We start from the raw sequence: 25,503 nt of genomic DNA, 5'->3' as shown, positions 1-25,503 counted from the left end.
AGCGGGCGCTTGCGCAGCTGTACCAACACAGCCTCGCGCTGGGCTTCGCTCAGTCGCGCCGGCGTCCCCGTGACCGTGAACACGCCTGCGATTGATCCGGTCTTGCCATCAGCAGAGGAAACGGAACCTTCCTGCTCCGCGTCCGCTGCTGTATTTACTTCTGCTGTCCATCCACCGGGGCACATATGCAGCTCGATCTTCCATTTTTCGCTCACAACAATCCCCCTTTCTTAACATCTACATTCTCCTGAATGTTCAAGGTCACAGCCACGTCTCACCCTGAAGAGATATCAGGCCACGCAGCTCATCATCCGACATCTCGGTCAGCCAATTCTCACCTGAACCAACGACCTGCTCGGAAAGTGCCTTTTTGCTCTCAATCAGCTCATCAATCCGTTCCTCCAATGTTCCCTGACAGATCAACTTATGCACCTGCACGTTACGATTCTGCCCGATTCGGAATACACGATCCGTCGCCTGATTCTCAACCGCGGGATTCCACCACCGATCATAGTGAACAACGTGACTCGCCCGTGTCAGATTCAGACCTACACCTCCGGCACGAAGAGATAGAACAAACATGGACGGTCCCTCTCCTTTTTGGAAAGTCTCCACCATCTCATCCCTTTGCGCCTTCGACACGCCACCATGCAGGAAATACGGCTCTTCCTCATATCGCTGTTTCAACCTCGATACCAACAGATCTCCCATAGCAACATACTGCGTGAAAATCAGAGCCGATTCCCCGTTATCCCGAATCGCATCAAGCAGTTCAAGCAATTGCTCCATCTTACCGGATGCCTCTGCCTTACCATGTTCTTTCCGATTGCTGTCCGCCAGCACCGGATGATCACAGATCTGCTTGAGCTTGGTCAGGGAAGACAGAACAATTCCCTTACGGGCAATGCCATTTCTGCCGTCCAGACCCCCCATCAGATCATCCACCACACGCTGGTACAACACCGTCTGTTCCGGTGTCAGAGAACAATAGGATTTCAGTTCAAGCTTCTCGGGCAGATCCTTGCGGATATCCGGATCACTTTTCAGCCTACGCAGCATGAATGGAGATACCAATCGATGAAGCTCACGCAAGGATGCTGCATTTTCTTCGGATGGTCCCAGCCCCGTATACCGCTGGCGGAAGGATGAAGCGGTGCCCAGATACCCTGGATTGAGAAACTGGAATATCGACCAGAGTTCGCTCAATCGGTTCTCTACAGGCGTTCCCGTCATCGCAATACGATGAAGTGTAGACAGACGCATCACGCTTTGTGCTTGCTTGGTACGGTAGTTCTTAATATATTGTGCCTCATCCAGCACAACAGTGGACCAGTGCAATGAAGCCAGATCCGGGCCATCTCTGCCTGCCAGATGATAGGTCGTTAGTACAATGTCATGCGTCTGCGCTTCTGCCTGAAAATCATTCCCATGCAACCGTTGTCCACCATGATGAATGTACAACGACAGATCCGGGGCAAACCGCTTCAGCTCACGTTGCCAGTTTCCAAGCAGTGAGGTAGGACACACAATAAGTGCAGGCAGATGAACAGGTTGCTCATTCGACCGCTGATCGGCCGTGAATGAACCATCTGATCCATTCAACTCCTCATTCTCACGTGCTTCTTCTTCAGCCGCCTGGCGTTCCTCATGTTTACGGTCAAGCAGACAGGTAATGACCTGAATGGTCTTCCCAAGTCCCATATCGTCCGCAAGACATACACCAAAGCCCAGCTCACGCATCGCGGATAACCATTGGTAACCACGTTCCTGATAAGGTCTTAGTTCACCATGCAATTCTGCTGGAACCTGTCGAGGCTCAATGCTGCGAAGCACCTGTCCATCGAGCAGGAAAGCAAGCATCCCATCGGATTCGGCACCAAAGACGGAAAGACCCTTCCATGCAGAATCCTCCCCTTCATCCGCAGCCAGGTGCAGCCATTCGGAGAGAGGCATATATTGTTCTTCTTCTTTTTTCATATAACGCAGGACTTGGCGAATCTCTTTCGTATCCACTTCAATCCATTCACCACGGAACATGACATAAGGAACTGTGGATTCAGCCAGTGCTGCCAGTTCCTCTGCCGTGACTGGTTTACCGTCCAGCATGGGCTCTGCTTTGAAAGCAACCAATTGTTCCATGCCAAGCGCCGATGTGGCTCCAGGCAATCGCTCTGTTCCCCGATTCAACATCTGCAGACGGAGTCCAGCCCGACGTTTCCCGGCACGACTCCACCTTGAAGGCATGAGAACGGTTATCCCAGCTTTCTGTAAACGTGGAACGGCATGTGTGAGAAATTCAAAGAAACCCTGCTGCTCCAGCTTGATTCCCTCCGGACGTGCGGTAAGCAACGCCGTCTCCAGTTCAGGTGCCAGTTCTGCTGCTTGCCCGAGTGCCATCAACAATTGCTCTGCCGCCGAGGTATATAACACTTTCCCTCGGTCCAGATCTCGCTCTGGATGCGCCCAGATGGTCCGTGCAGGCAACCTCAAGCTTGGTTCCTGCTCGCTATCCACCCAAAAATCGATTCCCCAGATCGTCTCATGTTCGCCGAGTGGAGGCTCCAGGCGGAGCACCAGCTTCAATTGGCCTTCAGCAGGCGCCATCTCTTCTGCTCCCACGATTGGCATCGACGTTCCGCCAACTTCTTGCAGCGTATGAATAAACGCAGTCATATCGTCTGTGGGTCCTTGCACCGTCACAGGACGGAACATCGAGATCAGACTGTTCCACCAAAGTTCGGCTACCGGCGAAGATCCGCGACGATATGGCGTGCGGTAACAGGACAGTTCACTGTCCATGCCCTCCAGTTCACTTGTTACTACAGCATGAATCATGCCACTCATGAATGAAAATAATACCGCTGCCCCTGCTTCTTCACGCGTTTCCGGTTCCAATGAAGCATAAGCTCCAGGAGCAGAAAGCCCAATTGGAGGCATTGCTTCAGCCAGATCACGGAAGCGTTCAATATCATCCTCTGACTGCAAGCGTGGCCGCCATACGCCTGTCAATGTCTCTTGCCCGGTCCGTCGCCGTGCTCCGGTCTTTGCTGCGAATTCAGCTGATGGAGCAATGGCTCCACGCAACAACAGCTCCTGTGTGAACTGCGCCGCTTTGATCCAGTAACGCATCTCTTCTCCAACCTGAATTCCGGCTGCATTAAACAAACGGTCATCCCATTGTAACAGCAACCTGAAGGCATCCTTGGGCGAGACGGCCAATCCTTCCAATGTGCGTCCCAGCAGTTGACGCCGCTTCGTGTTCTTGGCTTCAGCCGCGTTCCTCAGCGGGTTCGGCCAGCGCAGCTCCGCAAGACGCAGAGCGGCAGGCTGAAACAGACGACCCCCGTCGCCAAAATTCAACCGTCTTACCACGTGGCTCCATGCATCCACACGCGGTTCCGATGTTTCACCGGAAAAACAAAAAAATACGTCACCAAGCCATACTCCATACAGCGATTGCATCATTAAAGTCTCCCGTCATCCCTTCGCATTGTTACTCTCCATCATATACGAAAATGACCGGATTTAAAAACCTTTGCCCACAAAAAGTGGTTATTTCGTTGATTAGGGCGTATCTCAAAACTCGCTGAAGTGCATCCTTCGGAGTTTTCAGACACGCCCTAACGGCACAAAAAAAATGTCCCTTCTCCCGAAAAGCGGATGAGGAACATTTGGGTCAATCGAAGGATACTACTGAATATTGAAAGAATTACGGATCGTTACCTTACGATGATCTGATCAGGCTGCCCAGCAATACATCCAGGTTCAAAATGCCTGCACGATGATCTTCACAGAACCCGATTTTGTCAAAAACGCCAAGCATGAAACGGCGGTGTTCCTCAGCAGGTTCCTCGAAACGATCGTAACTTACGACAGAATCAACCATATCGACGATCAGAGGTACAAATCCTCCTTTGTAAGGCACCACAATAATACGTGTAGAAGAAGTATCCTCCTGGTCCGGCATGCCTAACAATACACGAAGACTTACCACCGAAACTACCTTACCGTACAACGAAGCAAAACCTCTGATCTCGGGACTTCCAAATGGGACCGTGGTCACCTGCACCATTCTGATGATCTCATGAACTTCATCAATTCGTAGTGCAAAGATCTGGTCGCCTACCGAAAAATTAATATATTGCATGCCCTCATCCATAGTTATCCCCATACCCTCTCATTCCGTATAATCAGACTACATTCGTCTCATTAGATGTTACTTTGGTGTATCGGTTATTTTGGATCAAATGTTTAGGCTTCAGATCAATTTTGCCAACTTCGACAAGATTCGTTTCCTTGTTTTAATATTGAGAGTAAGTAACCTGACATTAAAGCTCATTAATTGATATTCAAAAAAGACCAAACATCGGCATAAAGCTGATCTTTGGTCTTTTTTTATCCCCATATTTATGGATCGGTTTCTATGTTTTCAAATACTTGGAACAAAAAAATCAAGATTTCTGTGGATAACTCGTTTTCTTGCTCTAAAATGAATGTTTTATCGATTGAAAACATGAGTTATACCTGATTTGTGGATAAGTTGTGCACATATTGCACACATACTGTGGATATGTTTAGCATTTCATGTGGATATTCATTATTTTAATGTGGACATGTTGTGTATTTGTTTGTAAATCTGACGTAAAATCTACATTCTCCACTCAGTTATTCATCACTGTGGACACGTTGTGGACATGCCCGTTTCCCTTCAGTATGGATACACAGTTATTCGACCAATTCACCCTGACGCATGATCAGCTTGTCATCGATGTACACATCCGGCTTTTGCACAACAGCATCAATATGTACACCCGCGGCAATCGTTCCACCGAATGTATTATTGCTGCCAAAGGCGACATGGATCGTGCCGTACACCTTCTCATCTTCCAGCACTACACCCTTAATGCGTGCCTTGTTATTGGTACCAATGCCGAATTCGCCGAGAAAGCGACCATCGCCCTCACCAAGTGTTGCCAGTAATTGAGCCCCATCTGGACCTTCAGCTGACACCAACCGCCCTTCCTTGACGGTTAATAACATCGGTTCACGGAGAGCCCCAATTCCAGCAACGGAACCATCTACAAGAATACTGCCTTCTCCCTTGCCCTCAACGGGAGCAATATAAGCTTCTCCTGACGGCAAGTTGCCCGATTCACCGGGATTCAAATACAGGCCTGTGCTTGATACACCATTACGATTCTCTATAGAAAAGGAAAGATTATGGCCCTGCTTCTCTATGCGCACATGGCAACCTGCGGTTAATAGAGCCGTTACCTTCTCGGTCAACGCCTTCACTTGCGAATATTCAGCTGTGATGGCTCCATTCATAAACATATCCTCTGTCATTCCGGGCATCGTTGCCACTCGGGTCCCTGATGCAGCGGCTTGTTTGCGTGCCTGGGTATGCGTTAATGAATATCGAGTTACACACACAGCTACATCTGCCCGAATCATGGCCTCTGCAATCGGTGCAGGCGGCTCTTCTCCGGATCTGCTGCGTTCCTCCATAATTAACAGGACCGACTCCGCACCAAGTGCTTTTCCTGCCTCATAGATGGATTCGGCCAAATCCCGTTTCATATCGTCTGCGACAACCACCAGATTTTCCCCGCTGCGCAGTCCGAGACATTCGGTTAGCACATTTTTACTGATTTCTACACGTTGCTTGCTCATACATTCATCTCTCCTGTCTTGGTTTCAACTCTTCACAACTCGACTTGACCCTTTCGACAATGGGCCTAGGATTCCTGCCTCTCGAAGTCTGAACCCACCTTCAGGTAGTAGCCCATTCGGCGAGGATTGCAGCTGTTTCCTCATACTGAAATGTCGGAAAGTAATGTCCATAGGGTACATCTATGCGTTTGACCTGTGAGTTCATATCCCGAGGATAGTGATATTCCCGATCATCCTTGCCCCATACGACTAAAGTATTCTTGGCGTGGTCATCCGCCCACTCTTTCATCCAGGAAAATGAACTGACGCTTCCCTGCTTGCCGGAGTGAATCCGCCGCAACAAATCCGCATTTGCACCCGCAATTCGAGGGGACTGGAGACTGGAGCGTATTCTTTTGGCCATCGTATGAGTCGTAAGACTGTTCTCGCCTGCACCGCGATATGCACTGAACATTCGCTTCCAACTCTTCTCCGATCGAAGACGAAGCAAAGAGCGCATCACGCCTCTTGGCAAACGGGAAATCCATCTTAGCACATTCGGATTCGAATTGTTGGCAACTGGCTGAAGCAAACCTAACCGAATGTCTGTCCGTCCGCTACGCATCTGTGCCGAAGCTGCAATAGCAGCCCCTATCGAATGACCCACCAGCTTCACGGGACCTTCAAACTCACCAAGTGCCTTGAGTAGTGCATCCACCTGGCCTTCAAATACCTGAACTCCCTGATGTACAGGGGAACGACCGAATCCAGCGAGATCCATTAACCATACCGGATTCCCGGTCTGTTCCCTAAGCTGTTGTCCCAAAGGTAACATCTCATCCGCAGATTGAAGCAAACCATGCACAATTATCCAAGGCTCTCCCTCACCCTCCCAACCAAGCATAGCCATACTTCCGCTCCGTGACCGGATATAATCTGCCTTAAAACCCTCAGGCAGCGGCGTATAACGAAGGCGATAATCCAGATCTGCTGTAACCAGCGGAAGCTGTTCCCGGATGTCCGGCCAGGATTGCCCCATCCGTGTGAACAGAGCCTCCGTCTCTTCGACAGGGAATGACCTGTTGGTAATAAAAGCAACCGACTCCGCTGGAACACCACTGATGCGTGTTCCACCTGATTTCATGATCCATTGAATCCATGGCAGGGGCACAGCCCCTCTGGGCTTAGGTACATCCAGTTGCTCTGCCAGAAGTTGCAGCAGTTCCTTCATATTGGGGCTGTCTTCCTTCCGCGCCAACAGTGGATAGGTTCCTCCGGCTGGATCTGCTTCCCTGGATAAGAAAACAAGTGTCTGTGCAACAACATCATTCTCCACAAGGGGTAACCAATAGGATGAACCTCCCGGAACTACGGGCATAAGTCCTTTCTGAACCGCCTGAATGAGCAGCCCAATCCCACCCGTTTGCTCTGTTTCCCCGGTGGGACGCGGCCCAACCACGGTACTCGGATTCACAACGGACAAGGGATAGTTATGCTCTTCCGCATGTTCACGAATATGCAGATCGGCATGAAATTTCATCTCTTCATATGCGCTTTCCTGATCGGCAACATGACCGCCCAGAAGATAACTTCCCTGCTCGTTCCGCTGTCCATAGGGACTCATGAAACCAACTACGTGGATAAAGTGTCTCAGTCCGCGGGTATAGTGAATTTCTTGTGCAAGCTGGGCCACTTCTCTGGCCCCGTTCATGAATATCTGCTCGGCTACCGTTCGTTCCAGGGTAACGTCCATCGTTCCCCCGGCATGAATGATCACATCTGCTTCAACCACACGCTCCCGATCTGCTGCGGTAAGTCCAAGACCCGAAATGGACAAATCACCTGTAATGAAGGTTACTCGGTCAAAATCCTTCACTCCGTAAGCCTTCAGCACCGTTCTGGCACGCTGTTCCGATCGAACCAACAAGAGCAATTGATCGTCTCCCTGCGCGAGTTGTTTGACCGTTTCTTTGCCAATAAAACCGGTGCTGCCTGTCATGAAAATGACGGTTGGATCAATATCAGACTTGCTCATCACCTGTTTAATATTTGTTGAATTTGACGCTGTATTTTCTTCATTGGATACTTGGATCGTATGTACGTTCATTCCGTTACCGCTCCTTTTAGTACTATGCAGTACTATTAATATTCAAAAAAAGAGCTTCGTTTACCGAAGCATCTGACAAAATGTACGTGCCGATTGTTCAATAATTCCTACATCACGCGCAGTTCCCGCAAGGATCAGTGAACCTTCCAATGCTGCAATAAATAACAACGCAGCCGGCCCCGGTTCGATTTCTTTGCGGAATTCACCACGATCCAAACCTTGCTGAAATAGCTTCTCCACCATAGGTCTAAGCTCACGAAAGAATCTGGATATGCTCTCCTTCACTTGGGGTGCACTGTCAGGCGTCTGCATATATAACGTGACAAAAGGGCAGCTCCCTTCGTAATTTCGGCCCTCAATGCCTGCCGACAGCATTGCCATAAATGAGTAGATGCGCTCCTCTACTCCTCGCTCCCTCTGGCTAAGCAGTAGATACAACTCCGACTCATACTGGGCAATCCAGTATTGTACCACGGCCTGAAGCAGTTCCTCCTTGTTTTTAAAGTGGTAATAGATATTGGACTTGGATACCCCACTCACTCGCACGACCTCATCCATGCTGACGTAGCTGTACCCCTGACGCAGAAATAATTGTGCAGCCACTTCAACTGCCTTGGTCCGGTTCACCGGATTGGAACTCTTGGATTTCGCAGGTCCCGTGTTCATTTTTTGATTTGTCATATTCAGAACTATACAGTACTACTTTGTTGAAAACAAGTATTTCTGTTAACAAAGATCTTCTTCCGCTCAAACTAATCCATACTTGTCCACAATTAGAGCGTAATACACACAGGATATCCACATATAGTGTTAGCAGTGTGTTAAATACGTCATGAGATCGTTAAACTGCTCTCCGGTTATCCACATTTCAGGGATATTACAATCTTTCATTTTTCCAATGAGCACTATTGGCTCTATGGTAAAACAAAAAAACAGGCCCACCAGAATGACATTTCCGGTAGACCTGTTTAGACTGATTTATTCATCTGAACACTTCAGAACGATTACGTTAACCTGTGGATACTATTTTTTGTGGATAAGCTAAGGTTTACTTTTTCAGACTATCCCAGTTCTGTTGCAACGCATCAAGCAATCCGGCTTTATCCGATTTGCCTGCAACATAAGCCTGAATCGTGCTGCCATACTCTTGCGGAACACCTTCAGGGAAACGGTTGAAGTTCCAGCTCAGTGTTTTGTTGGCTTGGCTATACTTCATGATCTCTGTGGCGAGATCACCCAGATCCTCCTCAGATGCCGTGATGGAGCTGAACGCCGGGATGAACTTGAATTCTTTGGTCATGTATTGTTTCCCGATATCCGAAGTTACGAGCCACTCCAAAAACTCTTTTGCTTCCGTTTTCACTTGAGAGTTCTTGTTCACAACCCAATAGTTCGGTACACCGACAAACAATTTGTCATTCGGTTCATTGTTGATTGGCATTGGCAGGATACCCAGATTCAGATTCGGATCGATTCCATCAATCTGCACTTGAGTCCAGTTCCCTTGCTGCATCATCGCCGCTTCTCCACTTGCAAACAACGTAACTTGAGTGTTGTAGTCGGTGGTCAGCGGGTTTTTATTGCTATATTTCAGCGTTAAGTCGAGCAAGTTAATCCAGTCGTTAAACACCTGATTGCCAGGGATTTTCTCCGTGCTTTCGTTCAATCCCTGGATGAATTTTACCGGATCTGCCTGATTGGCAAATGCCACGTTTACGTTATGATTGCCCAGCACCCACCACTCTTGATATCCGTTCGAGAACGGGGTAATGCCTGCGGCTTGAAGTTTCTGTGCAGCTTGATCCAACTGTTCCAGTGTCGTTGGAATTTCGGTAATACCTGCTTTTTGGAAGAGGTCTTTGTTATAAATGAATCCATAACCTTCCAGCGCCAGTGGCTGTCCATAGAGCTTGCCATCTTTGGTCATTGGCTCTTTGGCTACTTCGAGCGCATCTTTGGCCCATGATTCCCCAGACAGATCTTCCAGATATTCAAGCCATGTATCCAGCTCACGATATCCACCTACGTTGAAAATGTCCGGTTGTTCGCCAGCGGCAAACTTGGCTTTCAAAGCAGCACCGTAGTCACTGCCGCCACCTACAGTTTGAATGTCCAGTTTGACGCCTGGATGGGAGGATTCATACTCCGCTTTGAGACGATTGAGCGCTTCTGCAATTTCGACTTTGAATTGGAAGATTTTAATCGTTTTGTCCCCGGCAGCAGCTTCGCCACCACCTTGAGCATCCGTGTTGACCGGACTGCCACTCTTGTCCCCATTGCCACAACCCGCGAGCATTACCGAAAAAGCAATCAGCATAAGCAACGTCAACTTCGTCATTCTTTTCATACATACACTCTCCCTATAGTAGTTTCAGTATAACAGTTCCACTAATGAATATTTACACTGGCACTCCGATGACAGAATAACCTTCCGATCGCTGTTATCCCCAGATTTTTTTGATCCATTATTAATGGGAAAAATCCCGAGATAGCGTATGCTTCCGAAGTAGCTTTCTTCCAGAAAGCTTTTAGGCGAACGCTCCGCTTCTTCAAGTTATTTCTGCCATCTCCGTTATCGTTGTAAATGTTTAGTTGAACTCATCTAGCATTTATGAAGAGAAGGAGCACCATCTATCTGGGCCTCTCACTCTTCTGGGGTCATGCCCAAGCTATGCGGGCATGACTCCCTTTGCACACCTCCGTGCGAGGTGAGAGCAAAGGGATCAAGAATGCGTTGCAGGAGCGGAGCGTTCGCCTTTGATACTCGGTGGCTTCCTTGCCCTAATCCATTCATGCCACCGAGGAGCAACAGCGACCGAAAGCGCAACTTGATCCCGCCAGCGACCCTGCCCTCGCAACACTCACCCTTTCACTGATCCAGCGGTAATTCCTTGAATGATATACTTCTGCATCAACAGGAAGAAGATAATGATCGGCATGATGCCCAACACAAGTGCCGGCAAGGCCAGATCCCATTGCTTCGTATATTGGCCGAAGAGCGCAAAGGTCGCAATCGGGATCGTACGCAGGTTGGAGCTTTGCAGAATCAGGGACGGGAGTAGATAATCATTCCAGATCCAGAGTGTGTTCAGAATGATGACGGTTACATACATCGGTTTCATCAGTGGAAATACGATCCGGAAGAACACTCCGTAGGCAGAACTTCCATCCACCCGAGCCGCTTCCTCAATCTCCAGTGGGACGGATTTCACGAATCCGTGGAACAGGAAGACAGACATCGGTGCCCCGAAACCGAGATAACAGATGATAAGTCCCCCAAGGCTATCGATTAGCCCGAGATTACTGGTTACCGTAACGAGTGGAATCATGATAGACTGGAACGGAATCACCATGGCGGCAATGAACATGCCGAACAAAATCCGGTTGAACCGGGTATCGCTGCGGACCATTCGGTACGCGGCCATGGAACTGATCAGCACAAGCAACAGATTGCTGACTACGGTAACGATAAGCGAGTTCATTAGCGCGGACGGGAAGTTAATTTTCTCCCAGGCATTCGCATAATTGCCCCACTGGAATACTTCCGGCCATGCAGCCGAATTGGTAAGCAGGTCACCGAAGGTTTTGACCGAATTCACGAACAGGAAGTAGAACGGAACCAGGAATAAAAGTCCAATGAGCACCATGACAATCTCGGTTAGAATGGTACTTAGGCGGTAATTTTTCGTCGTCTCCATTAGGCTTCTACCTCCTTGCTCTTCGTCAGACGTACCTGAATCATGGTGATGATGGCAACGATTACGAAGAACACGAGTGCTTTGGCGGTTCCGATGCCATATCTGTTATTCACAAAAGCTTCATTGTAAATATTGAGTGCAACCGACTCTGTCGATCCGAATGGTCCACCTTTGGTTAGCGACAGATTGAGATCGAACATTTTGAACGACCAAGAGATCGCCAGGAACAGACAGATCGTAACACCCGGCATAATGAGCGGAAGAATGATGCTCCGCAGTACCTGCCAGCGACTTGCGCCATCAATCTCGGCAGCTTCCAGCAGATCGGGGGATACATTCGTCAGGGATGAGATGTAGATGACCATCAGATAACCTGCGGTCTGCCATACAAACACAATCACGATTCCCCAGAAGGCGGTCGGTTCATCTCCTAGCCAAGGAAGGTTGAAGAAGGACCAGCCTGTTACATCGCCTACTGCTGAAAACCCTTTCACAAATATGAACTGCCAGATAAAGCCGAGCAACAACCCACCGATCACGTTAGGCATAAAAAAGATCGTACGCAGAATGTTTCTCGTCTTGAGCGGTTTGGTCAGGAAATAGGCCAGGAAAAAGCCAATCACATTGGTTAGTACCACACCAACCACGGTGAAGCGCACCGTAAACCAAAACGCCGTTTGGAACTTGGGATCATTCGCAAAAACATGCACGAAGTTATCGAACCCTACCCAATTAATGTTCTCGGATACCCCGTTCCAATCCGTAAAGGAATACACCATGCCAAGCAGGAAAGGGACCACGATGATGAGAATAAAAAACACGATGGAGGGACCCACGAACACAAGCTGCTGTAACAGCTGTGAAGATTTGCGATGCTTCATATCGTTCTCCCCTTCTATAGATGGATGAATTGGTCTCTTTTTCTATTAAACTCCAATATCGCCAAGGGGGAAACTGACCCTTGTGAACAGTTGGGGGTAAAATATTGTCCTCTCTTAACCTGCAACCAGAAGGGGTGTGCCGATGTCCAGATACTACAGTATACGCACCAAATTGATTGCCTTTATGCTCATCGCCACCACACTACCGCTGCTTGCGTCGATCAGCATGACGTTTATTCAAACCAAGACAGCCCTGCGGGAACAGGCTGTGGAAGAGAACAAACGTCTGATCTACCAAGCATCCACGAACCTCAATAACTATGTGGATAACGTGGCCAGAGCATCGCTCGCTGTGTATAACGACCCGAACTTTCTGCGTAATCTGGCGAAAATCCCTGGGGATTATCGTGCAGTTGCCGAAGTGTACACCACTTTGCAGACGATACGCGCAGCTGTGCCGGATGTATTCCAGCTGTATTTGCACTCTTTTGCGGCTGATCAATCCACCTTGATTATGAGCCCCTTTCCGAAGCGGGAAGAACGCAAACAGGCTTATTCGGACTCGCTTCATGGAAAAATGGGCGGTGACCGTTCTGATATCTGGGTGGAATCGGCCCATATGAGTCATACTTACGGATTCAAAGCCGCCTCCGCCGATGATCCGGCCAGAACGGTCATTACCTTGCATCGGGTGATCAAGGATATTCCGTCCACTGAGCGTCTGGGTATGCTCGCCATCGATCTGAATATGAATACCATTGCAGCAATCTGTGGCAGGCTGTATGATCCAGCCAAGGAACAGATCTATGTTGTGGATGGACAGAATCAGATCATTTACCAAGGTCGGTCCGAGGTCAATCATACCGATGCGCTACGAGAGGAAACGGCTAGTGAACTGAATATCGCACGATCTGGCGCAGGAACTGTCCAGAATGTCGCAGGGCATTTTGAACAGGATCGTTCCATGTATGTATATCAACAGCTTGGCAGCTCCTATGCCGATTGGACTATCGTCAAACAGATTCCTAACGAGACGTTATACGCCAGAGCGACCACACTCACGTGGAATAATGCAATGATTGCGATTGCCGCACTTGTATTGGTCATTGTCGCAACCTTGTTCATCTCCATCCGAATTACGGGTCCACTCAAGCAACTCATGCGGTATATGAATCAGATTCAAGCGGGGCGTCTGCATGTGGACATCCATCTATCCAGCCGAGATGAATTCGGGGTGCTTGCTCGTCATTTCCGGGATATGATGGACACGGTAAATAATCTTATTTTGCGGGAATATCGACTGGAGATTGCCAATAAGACGAATCAGCTTAAAGCGTTGCAAGCGCAGATTCATCCGCATTTTCTGTATAACACACTGCAATCCATCGGTACACTTGCCCTTCAACAGCAGGGACAGCGGGCGTATACCCTACTCTCTTCCCTGTCCAAGATGTTGCGTTACAGCATGCGGGATCAGACCTGTGTGACCTTACGCGAAGAGGCAGAGCATGCCCGATTATATCTGCAACTGCAACAGGAGCGGTTCGGTGACCGCCTTGAGGTAGATTTGGATTTTGCCGAAGATACCCTGTCTGTCGAAATGCCTAGAATGACGTTACAACCTCTAATTGAGAACTATTTCAAACATGGTGCAGATATTCAGCCAGGCAAAGGCCACATATCCCTATCCAGCCGCCGGATCGACAATCATTGGATTGAAATTGAACTGAATAATAACGGACCATCCATACCTGAAGATAAGTTACTGGGGATCCAGGAATGGTTCCATCAAAGTCACACAACAACCGGGTTATCCACGCAGGAATCTGACGAGTCCGAATCCATCGGCCTACGAAATGTGATACGCCGACTTCAATTGAACTCGCATCCCGGTCACATAGCCAGACTTGAGATCAGCAATCGGGAACCAAATGGTGTGAAGATCACGGTTAAACTATACGCGGGAGAGTGAACAACATGAAGGCACTGCTTGTAGATGATGAAAAACATGTCCGCGATGCCATAAGGTTGCTTGGTCATTGGGAAGACTTCGGTATTGATACGCTACTTGAAGCGGCAGACGGAGATGAAGCCATCGCGTCTATCACGGCACATCAGCCTCAAATTATTCTCAGTGACATGCGTATGCCAGGCAAAGACGGTATGGCATTACTAGAATGGATATCCGTTCATACCCCTCACAGCAAGGTGCTGGTTATTAGCGGATATGATGATTTTGAACTCGTGAGGCATGCAATCAGGCATGGTGGTATGGACTATCTGCTGAAACCTGTGGAAGCAGATGAGCTGAATACATCTCTATTAAAGGCCGTTACTGCTTGGGAAGAGGAGGAAGCTATTCGGATACAATCCACCAGACAATCCATTGTGGTTAATCGAATGCGTCCCCATTATCAGGATCGTCTGCTAACCGAACTTGCCGTCGGAAGAGGCAGCAGTCCATCACACTTGCAGCGATTACAGGATGAGTTGAATCTCCCCCGTCTAATTCCTGTCTGTAGTGTCGCTGTCACCAGCCTATCCCATCTGGATGCAGATTGTCTGGCAAAATACCGCAGTCAACCCGACCTGCTTGTATTCTCGGTACTCAATATCTGTGCCGAGATGTTATCCACACCTGACGAAGGTGTAATGTTCCGCCAGTTGGATCAGCCCGATGAGATTGTTTTGCTGCATTGGGGTCCCTCCACCTCATTGGAACTTATTCTGGACAAGGTCAATCATGGATTGGAGCAGACGATTCAGCGCCAGCTTCATTTTGGCATCTCCACCTGTGAGTCTTACCCTGATGGAATCTCAGCAGCCTATCTGGAAGCAAGCTCAAGGTTGTGGCGACGTAATTCTCTGCAAATCAAACAGCGAATCCATGCTTCAGTGGAATCATCGAATGGGAATAAAAGCAGGCGTTTAACCGCCCATGAAGAACCTATGCGGATGGCAGCCATGAGTTTACGGGCTTCCAGTGTATCTGCTGCGGTTGCCGAATGGCTTGACCCGATCACTGATCTTGAGGTTATCAGTGCCGAGCAGATCCAGCAATGGATTGATGAATTGGAATGGGTGCTGAGCCGATGGCTCGAAGATACGGCAGGTTTGCCATTCAAAGAGGACGATATGACGGAGGAGCAGTCTATTCCTTTTGCCGAATTACCTTTTGACGCTGAAGGACTGTTATCCTTCCCCTTGCTTCGCTCCTTGTTGGAACAACGGCTGCTTGCGGCGGGAAAGGCGCTCACCACTCATCACCCTGCCAATCCTGATCCCATGCGTGAGATTGCGCGCTACATGGATACCCATTATCAGGAGGATCTGTCCTTGCAGCAGATTGCCGCGCGTTTCTACCTGAGCCGGGAGTATATCTCACGCAAATTCAAACAGCAATTTGGCCTGAACTGGTCGGAATATCTGGGTAAACTGCGAATCAATAACGCCAAGCTACTGCTACAAAATCCCTCTCTACGCGTCGCCAAGATCTCAGAAATGGTTGGATTTCAGGATGAAAAGTATTTCAGCAAAGTGTTCAAAAAAATGGAGGGTATTACGCCAGCGGAATATCGTAAAACATTATTGGAGGCCGGTACTTAACGGGTACCAGTTAAGAATTTGTGCGAATTAAGAAGAGTACCCCCTATGGACTATCGGGAGTACTCTTCTTAATTTTAATTTCACAAAAAATAGATCATATTATGACGACTTGTTGGCTCTTTCTTTTCTAAGATAGGATACGATCCGAAAGATCATAACAGAGATTAAGCCCTAATACATTCACCGATCTCGCAAAATCACCGCAGGTACAAGTCGAATGTAGAATAGCTCTCCTGCAAGCTCCACCATCGTCTGTGTCACAATAACAGCCGCAGCTATGGTTGCCCATTCTGGCGGGAGTGCCAGCGCAAGTGGCAGAACGACCAGCGAATTCCGTGTGGCTGAACTGAAAATCAACGCCCGCCCGGCGCCTGGATTCAATCCAAACCAAGTAGCAATAAGCCGAGATATCCAAGGCATAATGATTAGGAAAGCAACATAGATCGGGATCACGTTTACGATGATCGCCATATCATTGTAGACTTTGCCAATCTGGGAAGCGACAACCACGATCAGCGTAAGTGCCATCATCGGAACCGGGAGCCATGCCGTTGCATTCAAGACCCGCTCCCCGCTCACTTTACCTCTTGAGAGAACCTGGGTAACGACAGCGAGCAGCAGTGGAATAACGATCAGGAACAGAAAAGCCTCTACGAACGGCCCTACCTGCATGACCTGCGCCACCTCATCACCCATGAATAACCATAAATAAAAAGGTAACAGGATCATTTGTACCACAAACAGAAGAGGTGTTGCGGCCAGCATCAGTTTCTCATTGCCCCTGCCGAGCTGTGTGAACACTATGACGTAATCAATGCAGGGTGTTAACAGTACCAGATAGACTCCGACCAGAACGCCTAATGATTGTGGAAAGACCAGTGTAAGCAACCACACGACTACAGGTACAACGATAAAATTAACCACCAGTAACGCCATCATAAATCGCAGGTTGGACCAGGACTCTTTTAACTGTAAAAAGGGAATCTGTACGAACATGCTGTATAACAAAACGGCAAGTACCGGGGACACAGTGTAGTGTAAAATATCTCCCCATGTTGGATTACTCAGCCCTATGACTGCTCCTAAGAACAGTGCAAAGACATAGAACCAAGTTTGCTGTTTCTCCATCATTTCTCTTGTGAGCATTCTCTTCCTCCTCTTCCAGTAGAACATCGTGGGCATGGACATATTTCCGCTTCGTTACGCGTACATTGGGACAGAGTACCGTTCCAACGTAGCGGCAGAGCACAAGGATCTGAAAGATCAACTTGTGAATTTTTTGCGGCTGTTATTAGAATGGGCAAGAACTGGGTATATTCATTGTAGACTGACCCGTGGTTCATTCATTTCGTTAAACCAAGGAGGAAACAGAATGTCACGTAACAATCCGTACAAGTGGTTAAACGCCATTGGTTTTATCGCTGTAATTATCGTGAATTACCTTTCCAACGCTCTGCCGATCGGGGGCAGAACCAACAAGGAAGTATCGGATATGTACCCTGTGCTACTTACACCTTCTGGCTATGCCTTCTCTATATGGGGTTTGATCTACTTGCTGCTTGCAGGATTTGTGATCTATCAGTTCATGCCCTCTTCCTGGAAAAGGGATTCAATTACCCGTCTCGGGTATTGGTTCCTGGCAAGCTGTGCCTTTAACGTAGCCTGGATTTTTGCTTTTCAGAACTTGCAGACTGGTCTTGCGTTATTGATTATTGTACTGCTTCTTTTGTCTTTAATCATGCTGTATGTAAAAACACGTACCATTACTGTTCCGACCACTGCTGAGATCTGGCTTGTGAAGCTGCCTTTCAGCATCTATCTGGGATGGGTTAGCGTGGCAACGATCGTCAATGCAGCTGTGCTGTTATATAAAATCGGTTGGGATGGTTTTGGTCTCAGCGAACCGACCTGGACTATCATTATGTTGATTGTGGGTATGGCGCTGGCTGTACTCGTTAGCTTCCGTTATCGGGACAGTGTATATCCACTGGTATTCACATGGGCTTACATCGCCATTGCACTTAAACAAAAGGATGTCACTTCCGTATATTATACGGCAATCATTATTGCGATCGTACTGGCAATCTACGCGGTATGGCTGTTCTTCGCCCGCAATCAGGATCGTGATTGAACGATTTCCTCCATTAAATGCAAAAACATAGCAGAAAGCAAAAAGCCGATTTTGGTCATTTTCATTTGACCTGAAATCGGCTTTTTATGTATACCGTAGCGAATAAAGATTGTCCTATTTCAGGGCAATAACCTCAATCTCTACCAGTGCATCTTTTGGCAAACGAGCAACTTCCACTGCACTGCGTGCAGGATACGGCTGTTCGAAGAATGTGCTATACACTTCATTCACAGGAACGAAATCGTTCATGTCTTTCAGGAACACCGTCGTTTTCACGATTTTATCCATGCTTGTGCCAGCTGCCTCAAGAATCGCCTTCACATTGCTCAAAGACAGACGTGTCTGCTCCTGTACATCTGCACCAAATTCTCCCGTTTGGGGATTCAGACCGAGCTGCCCTGAAGTGTAGATGAAATCGCCCGCATCAACGGCTTGACTGTATGGACCAATAGCGCCTGGCGCCTGATCGGTAGAGATTGGTTTTTTCATGGACGAGTTCTCCTTCATGTTCGTTATCCTGCTACCACAAGGAGTCAGGGTTCGAACTCATTTTTGTTGCTTATTATATCACGATCTTCCTGAACCGAGAAACGCTCTTCACTGGCCACTATAAAGTAAACCGTTCATTCAAAGGTGTTTAATCCCCGTCCGTGCCAAGGACATGAATGACATCATTTGGGTATACATGGTTTCCCTTAGCTTGTACCAGCGCGATATTCGTCATGGCCTGCGCAATGGTTGCGGCGTGGACGGCCCGGTATTTGTCTACTCTACCTTTCATCCAGCGATCCAGAAACTTCATGGCATAAGCAGCCATCTGCTCACCGAACCGCTTCTCGTTTCGATCTCCCAGAATTAAAGAGGGGCGGAAGATATGCAATGACTGAAAATCGATATCGGACAATGCATCCTCCATCTCTCCTTTGGTTCGACTGTAAAAGACACGGGAACCTGCGCTCGCTCCCATGGAGGAGATCACAAGCATCTGCGGTACTCCATGCTGTTTGGCAAGCGTAGCTGCACGAACCGGGTAATGGTAATCGACCTGACGGAAACCTTCCTGACTGCCTGCTTTTTTGATCGTGGTACCCAAACAACAGAACAGGTCGTCGATTTCATCGAATAAGTTGCCTTGGCTCTCCAGCTGTTCCCAATCCACCACATGCTGTTCCAGTTTGGGATGTTGCAGCTCAAGCGGACGTCTAACCAGGACGCGAACCTGGCTGTAAACCGGGTGCTCCAGCAGTTTACGAACCAGTAATTCGCCCACAAGCCCTGTGGCTCCAATCACCATGGCTTTCCGTTCGAGACGACTCATATACATCCCTCCACTTCGTTACCTTTTTTTGAGGTCTTACCAGATATATATGATCAACCTAATCATTTACACGATAATGGTTATTCTGCCATCGAAGTGCCCGTGTAAATATTCATTAGTTGAAATTATACCGTTTCTATTTTAACAGCACACGGCGTCCAAGGGTAAATGTAAGAATCAACATCACTACACCAACTCCAACCTGGAATCCATAAGCAGAGATCCAGGCCAGCGCATCGGACCAGGTCGCCATCTTCTCATACAACCAACCACCCATGAGCGGTCCAAGAAACGAAGTTACTCCGGTCAGCGCCGAATAGACAGCGACAAACATCGGTCTTTCACTTTTGGGTGTGTCTCCGATCGTAAAGTTAAATGCCAGCTGATTGAATCCACCTACACCGATCCCCAGGAAGATATGAGATAGAAATAACGCGATCAATATGGGCATGAACGACATTAGCCCCCACGACAGACAGGATAGTGCAATGACAGGCAATGTCCAAAATAACAGGGTCTTGTTACTGAATCTGGCATTCAGATTGCCCCAAACATAGAACCCGACCATCATAACCAGCGTCTGGACTACCGTGATTAGGGATACGGTCTGATAATTGATGTTCAATAAATCCAGCATTACATAGGAATAGAGGGGAACAATCAAGGTCTGGATCAATAGCCAGGCAGCCAGGAACAGTGTTGCTTTCAGGAAAGAACGATCCTGGAACGGCTTGATAAACATACGCCAGAAAACCTTTTCGGTAGAACGCTCAAAGGGAACGTCCGGATAGAAGAAATAGATAACTGTATTGGCAATGGCACAGATCCATACCGGAATAAACAGAATCAGAAATCCCATTTCTCCAGGGTAACGGTCCAAAACAATACCGCCTGCGAATAAGCATACGCTTCCAAGAGCATTCAAAATCGTATTTCGAATTCCGAAATAACGCCCTCTCACCTTGGCAGGTACGATGTCGCCAATCAGTGAAGTCCATATCATGCCGCCAATGGTATTCGATATGAAAGCAACCGTATATACAGCAATATATACGCTTACCCACCACTCCTTGGGAAAAATGAACGGGATCAGCCCAGTTGCACTCCACAAGATACGATGGGTACCCACAAATAGCAGCAACATGCGTTTGCGACTGCGAACACGCTGCATCCAGTAAGCTGCGCCAATCTGGGCAATGTTCACAAACGTGGTAATCGCGAGCACAAAGCCGATATGTCTCGACCCGGCCCCAAGGTACAGTAGAAACCCAGTTAAAAACGGGCCTCCCAGCAATGTCTGTAAAATAATTGCCGGTACACCCTCCCATGTTGCAATCGATAAATTCGTGCGTTGTGTCGAACCCTTGCGCCGTGGTTTGCTTGCTAACGGGGGAGGGTTAACGTTGACCGTCTTCTGTATGGGGATACACTCCTTAGACCGGGTCATAAAAGCCGGTCGATGCTAGTTGTCATCCCAAATTCTACTCACGGTGCGAAGCTTGTCAACTCATTTTTTCACGGTTCAACGGAAGATAGAGATGGAAGGTGCTTCCCTTGCCTTCAATGCTCTCAAGTTCAATCGATCCTCCCAGTAATCTTGCCAGATCCCGACTGATTGACAGACCAAGTCCGGTACCGCCAAATTTTCGGCTAATCGACCCGTCAGCCTGTTGAAATGCTTCAAATATGGAATGATGCTTGTCCTCAGAAATCCCAATGCCCGTGTCCTGAACGGAGAAAACGAGCCATCGCGTCTGAATACCTGCTTTCTTAATCTGCTTGGTGCTAACCGTCAGCGTAACCTTCCCCCGATGAGTGAACTTGATGGCATTCGACATCAGATTACGCAAAATCTGTTGAACCCGCTGTGGATCAGACCAGACCGTGTCGGGCAGTCCCGCTTGCTTATCCATGTGCAATTGAATACCTTTTTTCTCGGCAACCAGTTGAAAGTGATTCATGGCATCTTCTGTAAGTTGTGCCACACTGATATCCTCCAGCACAATATCTAGCCGACCTGCTTCGACTTTGGACAGATCCAGAATATCGTTAATGAGCGTGAGCAGTTCCTGCCCGGAGTGGTCGATCATGGTTGCGAAGCGTGCAATATCCTCCTGATCCATTGTGTCAACATTCTCACTGATCATCTGGGCAAAGTTAATGACACTATTGAGTGGTGTACGCAGTTCATGTGACATATTGGCGAGAAATTCGGATTTGTATTGTGAGGCAATCATCAATTGTTTTGCACGATCCTCCAGTACAATCTGGGCTTTCTGTAGTTCTTCTTTTTGCACAGATAATAACCTGTTTGTACTCTGAATCAACAAAATTCGATTCTGTTCATTCTGAAAATCACGTAAAATAAATGCAAACATCAGACTTAACAAAATGCCCGAAGGAAGTGTATAAGGCATAATATGTGAGAAGAAGTATGTAGCCGGGATAACTCCAAAGATAGCGATGCCTACACTATTGACCACATTGACGATAAGAACAACAATGATGCCTTTAATAATCAGACTGAAGTTGCTGCGTCTCATCCATATATTTAAACCCGCACATATTACACCAAGTAAAGTCATATTAATTACCGCTGCCACAGTAGCATCCGTGATACCAAAGCTCAGCCTTGATAGACCTATTCCAACACCCACGATGATTACGCTATAGGGTTGTCTGTATGTCAGAACGGCAACAATTAGAGGAACATACCGAAGATCAAAGACGACTTCATCCGTGAGTTGAAAGCCAAAAACCGTACTAATCCAGCCTGCAAAAATAAGGAGAATCACTGAACCGATCTGTTTCACTCGGGATGAAGTACGTATGACGATATATTTATAGAACACACTAGCGAGATAGGCAATCGTGATAAGCATTCCCATATTCAATACGAACATTTTTGAAAATTGCATTGACTCACTCCTGTTGTCCGACTTTACTAGCCAAAATCCTTTTGTCCGTATGTGTTTCTATCATATCATGCCCATTGAAACTTCGACATTCCTTCTTCGGCAAAAAAATACACAAAAATACACAAATCAGGATTCAATTTGTGCGCTGAACGTAGTAGAATATATTGTTGTTTAAATTTTAATTAGTTAATCGCTCGGATCATGTTCCTGTTGAACATGGTTGAAAGGAGAAACGTTGTTGTGCAATTGTTAAAAAGCAAATCCTATTGGCTGTCATTGAGTTTGATGTTGTCCTTGGCTGTCATGGGGCTATTCTATGATATTCTCAATAGTCCGGAACGTGGATTCGTCATACTTGATTCCTCGCTTGACCGGATCATTCCCTATGTACCCGCCATGTCCATCCCATATTTGGGTTGGTACCCGTTTGTATTCGGTGTGCTCGCCTACCTGTGTGCCAAGGATCGCCTGACATATTATCGCGTCTTGTTATCCATGAATATCTGTGTCTGGATCTGTTATCTGATCTATTTCAACTTTCAGACCATGGTACCGCGCCCGGAACTAACAGGTACAGGCCTTGGAGCATCTATTCTCGGATGGCTCTACAGCCAGGACCGTCCTTATAATTGTTTTCCAAGTATTCATTCTCTTCACTCTTATCTCGTTATGCGTGCTGTTCTCTCGGTTCCAAGCATCCGTAAGCCCATCAAGATTTTGGTGGCTGCTGGTGCCGCAACCATTATCGTATCCACGCTAATGATCAAACAACATGTGATCTATGACGCCTTGGGTGCAATCATACTCGGCGAATGTGTTCTCACGATCGTAACAGGCCTCGCTCTACACCGGAGACGCAGAAAAGAATCGAAGTGGACAGAGGGGATCAACTGATCCCTCACTTCGACGGCTTCTGAAGATGCTGTTGTCGTCTCCATTCATCAATAAACAAACCTGCAAAATAGGGGTCCCATTGGGTCCCTTTTCCTTCTTCCAAAATCGTTAGCGCTTTCTCGTGACTCATCCCATTCCGATAGGGTCGATCCGACGTCATGGCATCAAAGGCATCCGCTACCGCAATAATGCGGCCAAAAAGGGGGATTTCCTCACCCGCCATCCCATCCGGGTATCCTTTTCCATCGTATCTTTCATGGTGAGATCGTACACCTGGCAAAAAGTCAGCCATGGCATCAATGGGTTCGATTTGGAGCAGAATGCTCTCTCCCTGTACGGGATGTGTGCGAATAATTGCGAATTCTTCATCGCTTAGTTTTCCATCCTTCAGCAGCACCTCATCCGGTATGCCGATTTTCCCGATATCATGAAGCAAAGCTGATTTGTACAACAAATCTGCCTGTTCCTCATCCATTCCGCTCAGCTTGCCAATCATCAGCGAATACTCTGCCACACGCATGGAATGTCCTGCCGTATATTTATCCCGGGCGTCCAATGCAGCAGCCAGTGTAGAAAAATAACTTTGCAACAGTTGTCGATTACGTTCCTGTCTCATCTCCAGCCGATTAATCATCATATTGAACCCGGAGATCAATGCCGAGAATTCATCCGCATACAGATCCGGAGCTCTTCTACCAAGATCCCCCTCCTGAATACGGTTCATCTCGTGCGTCAGTTCAGCAACCGGATCACGAACATCACGAATCAACAGCCAGCTTCCCACCAGCGCAAATCCCGCGCCTAGAATGACAATGAGTATTCCCCACAGGATGTATTCTTTCGCAAATTCTTTGTCCATATATTGAAGCCGGATATAGGTAGCCAGGAAAAATAAAAACAGAGGAAACAGACCAATCAGGGCCGTACTTAGCTGGAATTTACGCTGAATTGATACCAGGATGCGTCCTCCCAGTGAAGGCTCCATCCCATATTGAACTTTACCTCGATGACGAATCTCAAGTAACAGAGGTCTGATCGCCCGAACTGTTAGGTAATACTCAATCAGCGCATGCATAATGGCAATTAAAATGGCGCACGCGGCGGCCACCACAATATACCCGTAAGGGAACTCAAGCCACCCCGTGGATATCATCCACATTGTTAATCCGGCTGCCGGAAGTGAAAAACCAAGCATGTGCGGACCCATGATCCGATATATAGTCTGTCCGGGAAAACGATGAATACTCTCATACATGCGATTCAATTCATCTTTTTCATGATGCTCCGATGCAAAAAATTGTCTTATGGGACCTAGTTGTACCCACAGCGTGATTAATTCTGCGACAAGCATGAAGAGGAGCGATATCAATACAATAAAGATCAGTCGGACAAATTGAATATTGGGTATTTGTAAGGTAGATACCATAGCCACTGTACCGACAACAAAAACAGCTGCCATTGAACCAATCAGATAATTGCGTATCAGGCGAAAGATAAATGAACGGTATACTTCCAACTGAACCCCTCACTCTCTATGTGCAACCACTTCTCCCATGAGATACGGGGAGATTAAGGGTATTGCCTTCTATCTGTTTATCGGTTGCTCCTACAAAAAAAATTAATAAAATCCTATGAGTAGACACCGGAACTCCACCTATCGAATCGTTTCAACATATCCGCCCCGTTTCTGATCTCCTGTGATACTCTGGAAAGCACGAAAAAGCCACTCCACGAAGGAGCAGCCTTTTTGTGATACATCCCATTTTTTATATTTATCCTTTGATCTTGGCAGCCAGAATCATCGTACCGCGCGGTTCATCTCCCATAGCATCCGGTTCAAGCGTAATTGCAACGGTATCATAGTCGTTCGCCGAATCCAATGTGTAGTATACCGCTCCCGTGCCGTCACGGCTAAGGAACGTCCCGGCATTCTGAGGGGTATCTCCCTTGATTAACCAGACCTGAAATGCTTCGTTGCCTTCCAGATTTGGCAGGTTCTCCGCCTGCACAACCAGGTGAGTGCCCTTGCTGTCAATAACGATGGTTGCGAGTCCCTGAGCTACGATATCCTGCGTAGCAGGATTCAGCTTCACCGCCTCGCCAGTCTGCATACCCTGTGCAGGTTCCAGCGCTGATGCCAGCTGCTCCTGCAGCTGCGCATTCTGCGCCTGTGCCTGCGCCAGTTGCTCTTGCGTAGCCGACGAGCCCGCCACTTGCTGCGTCAGCGAGTCGATCTGGCTCTGCAGCTGCGCCGTGTACACGCCAAGCACCAGCGCTGCTGCCGCAAGGCCAGCACTG

The 25,503-nt window shown here is 47.9% G+C and carries 20 protein-coding genes; 4 read left to right on the top strand and 16 right to left on the bottom strand.

The window, feature by feature from the left end; translation table 11 throughout:
• From MHH93_RS28360 to MHH93_RS28320, 9 genes are all read right to left on the bottom strand, one after another.
• On the bottom strand, window positions 1-185 hold a 185-nt coding region (locus MHH93_RS28360; protein ID WP_500056824.1), incomplete at its 3' end, for a hypothetical protein.
• A 76-nt stretch (window positions 186-261) separates the two neighbouring features.
• Complete coding sequence (locus MHH93_RS28355; protein ID WP_500056823.1) at window positions 262-3,465, bottom strand: DEAD/DEAH box helicase; 3,204 nt, start codon at window positions 3,463-3,465, stop codon at window positions 262-264.
• Between the two features lie 259 nt (window positions 3,466-3,724).
• Window positions 3,725-4,147, bottom strand: a complete 423-nt coding sequence (locus tag MHH93_RS28350; protein ID WP_253429671.1) for a chemotaxis protein CheW — start codon at window positions 4,145-4,147, stop codon at window positions 3,725-3,727.
• 578 nt (window positions 4,148-4,725) lie between these two features.
• Window positions 4,726-5,673: an aminopeptidase gene (locus MHH93_RS28345; protein ID WP_500056822.1), complete on the bottom strand. Its 948-nt coding sequence runs from the start codon at window positions 5,671-5,673 to the stop codon at window positions 4,726-4,728.
• A gap of 100 nt (window positions 5,674-5,773) precedes the next feature.
• Window positions 5,774-7,759, bottom strand: coding sequence for an alpha/beta fold hydrolase (locus MHH93_RS28340; protein WP_500056821.1), 1,986 nt, complete (start codon window positions 7,757-7,759; stop codon window positions 5,774-5,776).
• A 60-nt stretch (window positions 7,760-7,819) separates the two neighbouring features.
• Window positions 7,820-8,386 carry a TetR/AcrR family transcriptional regulator gene (locus MHH93_RS28335; protein ID WP_062837307.1) on the bottom strand — a complete coding sequence of 189 codons (567 nt, stop codon included), beginning with the start codon at window positions 8,384-8,386 and terminating at the stop codon, window positions 7,820-7,822.
• Window positions 8,387-8,807: 421 nt separating this feature from the next.
• Complete coding sequence (locus tag MHH93_RS28330) at window positions 8,808-10,106, bottom strand: ABC transporter substrate-binding protein (protein WP_500056820.1); 1,299 nt, start codon at window positions 10,104-10,106, stop codon at window positions 8,808-8,810.
• Between the two features lie 514 nt (window positions 10,107-10,620).
• Window positions 10,621-11,457 carry a carbohydrate ABC transporter permease gene (locus tag MHH93_RS28325; RefSeq protein WP_500056819.1) on the bottom strand — a complete coding sequence of 279 codons (837 nt, stop codon included), beginning with the start codon at window positions 11,455-11,457 and terminating at the stop codon, window positions 10,621-10,623.
• Window positions 11,457-12,338 carry a carbohydrate ABC transporter permease gene (locus MHH93_RS28320; RefSeq protein ID WP_036607341.1) on the bottom strand — a complete coding sequence of 294 codons (882 nt, stop codon included), beginning with the start codon at window positions 12,336-12,338 and terminating at the stop codon, window positions 11,457-11,459. Before MHH93_RS28320 ends, MHH93_RS28325 begins: the two co-directional genes overlap by 1 nt.
• Before the next feature lie 142 nt (window positions 12,339-12,480).
• Here MHH93_RS28320 and MHH93_RS28315 point away from each other — a divergent pair, with 142 nt between their 5' ends.
• Together MHH93_RS28315 and MHH93_RS28310 are read left to right on the top strand one after the other, a co-directional pair.
• Window positions 12,481-14,310 carry a cache domain-containing sensor histidine kinase gene (locus tag MHH93_RS28315; protein ID WP_500056818.1) on the top strand — a complete coding sequence of 610 codons (1,830 nt, stop codon included), beginning with the start codon at window positions 12,481-12,483 and terminating at the stop codon, window positions 14,308-14,310.
• Between the two features lie 5 nt (window positions 14,311-14,315).
• The gene (locus MHH93_RS28310; protein WP_500056816.1) at window positions 14,316-15,944 is read left to right on the top strand and encodes a response regulator; all 1,629 of its coding nucleotides are present in this window, start codon (window positions 14,316-14,318) and stop codon (window positions 15,942-15,944) included.
• Between the two features lie 180 nt (window positions 15,945-16,124).
• On the opposite strand, the gene MHH93_RS28305 is transcribed toward MHH93_RS28310, so the two are convergent.
• The gene (locus MHH93_RS28305; protein WP_500056814.1) at window positions 16,125-17,090 is read right to left on the bottom strand and encodes an arsenic resistance protein; all 966 of its coding nucleotides are present in this window, start codon (window positions 17,088-17,090) and stop codon (window positions 16,125-16,127) included.
• Window positions 17,091-17,316: 226 nt separating this feature from the next.
• Here MHH93_RS28305 and MHH93_RS28300 point away from each other — a divergent pair, with 226 nt between their 5' ends.
• Entirely contained in the window at window positions 17,317-18,075 is a 759-nt protein-coding gene (locus tag MHH93_RS28300; RefSeq protein WP_500056812.1) for a TspO-related membrane protein, read from the top strand.
• Window positions 18,076-18,189: 114 nt separating this feature from the next.
• Here the strand turns inward: MHH93_RS28300 and MHH93_RS28295 are convergent, their stop codons facing one another.
• The 4 genes from MHH93_RS28295 to MHH93_RS28280 form a co-directional block, all read right to left on the bottom strand.
• Entirely contained in the window at window positions 18,190-18,564 is a 375-nt protein-coding gene (locus MHH93_RS28295; RefSeq protein WP_017690870.1) for a RidA family protein, read from the bottom strand.
• 148 nt (window positions 18,565-18,712) lie between these two features.
• A complete protein-coding gene (locus tag MHH93_RS28290) occupies window positions 18,713-19,393 on the bottom strand; it encodes an oxidoreductase (protein ID WP_500056810.1) in 681 nt (226 codons plus the stop codon).
• A gap of 136 nt (window positions 19,394-19,529) precedes the next feature.
• On the bottom strand, window positions 19,530-20,840 hold the full coding sequence (locus tag MHH93_RS28285) for an MFS transporter (protein WP_500056809.1): 1,311 nt from the start codon (window positions 20,838-20,840) through the stop codon (window positions 19,530-19,532).
• A gap of 55 nt (window positions 20,841-20,895) precedes the next feature.
• Window positions 20,896-22,311 (bottom strand): sensor histidine kinase, encoded by a 1,416-nt coding sequence (locus MHH93_RS28280; protein WP_500056808.1) that lies wholly within the window; start codon window positions 22,309-22,311, stop codon window positions 20,896-20,898.
• 240 nt (window positions 22,312-22,551) lie between these two features.
• On the opposite strand from MHH93_RS28280, the gene MHH93_RS28275 reads away from it, so the two are divergent.
• Window positions 22,552-23,205, top strand: coding sequence for a phosphatase PAP2 family protein (locus MHH93_RS28275; RefSeq protein WP_500056807.1), 654 nt, complete (start codon window positions 22,552-22,554; stop codon window positions 23,203-23,205).
• A 4-nt stretch (window positions 23,206-23,209) separates the two neighbouring features.
• Here MHH93_RS28275 and MHH93_RS28270 read toward each other — a convergent pair whose 3' ends face one another.
• Window positions 23,210-24,721: an HD domain-containing phosphohydrolase gene (locus tag MHH93_RS28270; protein ID WP_500056806.1), complete on the bottom strand. Its 1,512-nt coding sequence runs from the start codon at window positions 24,719-24,721 to the stop codon at window positions 23,210-23,212.
• A 256-nt stretch (window positions 24,722-24,977) separates the two neighbouring features.
• Window positions 24,978-25,503 (bottom strand): anti-sigma factor (locus MHH93_RS28265; protein ID WP_500056805.1); only part of this gene is annotated, 526 nt, incomplete at its 5' end.

It is taken from the genome of Priestia sp. FSL H7-0729, from assembly GCF_038005685.1.
GTDB lineage: Bacteria > Bacillota > Bacilli > Paenibacillales > Paenibacillaceae > Paenibacillus.
This window is presented reverse-complemented; position numbering and strand designations above follow the sequence as displayed.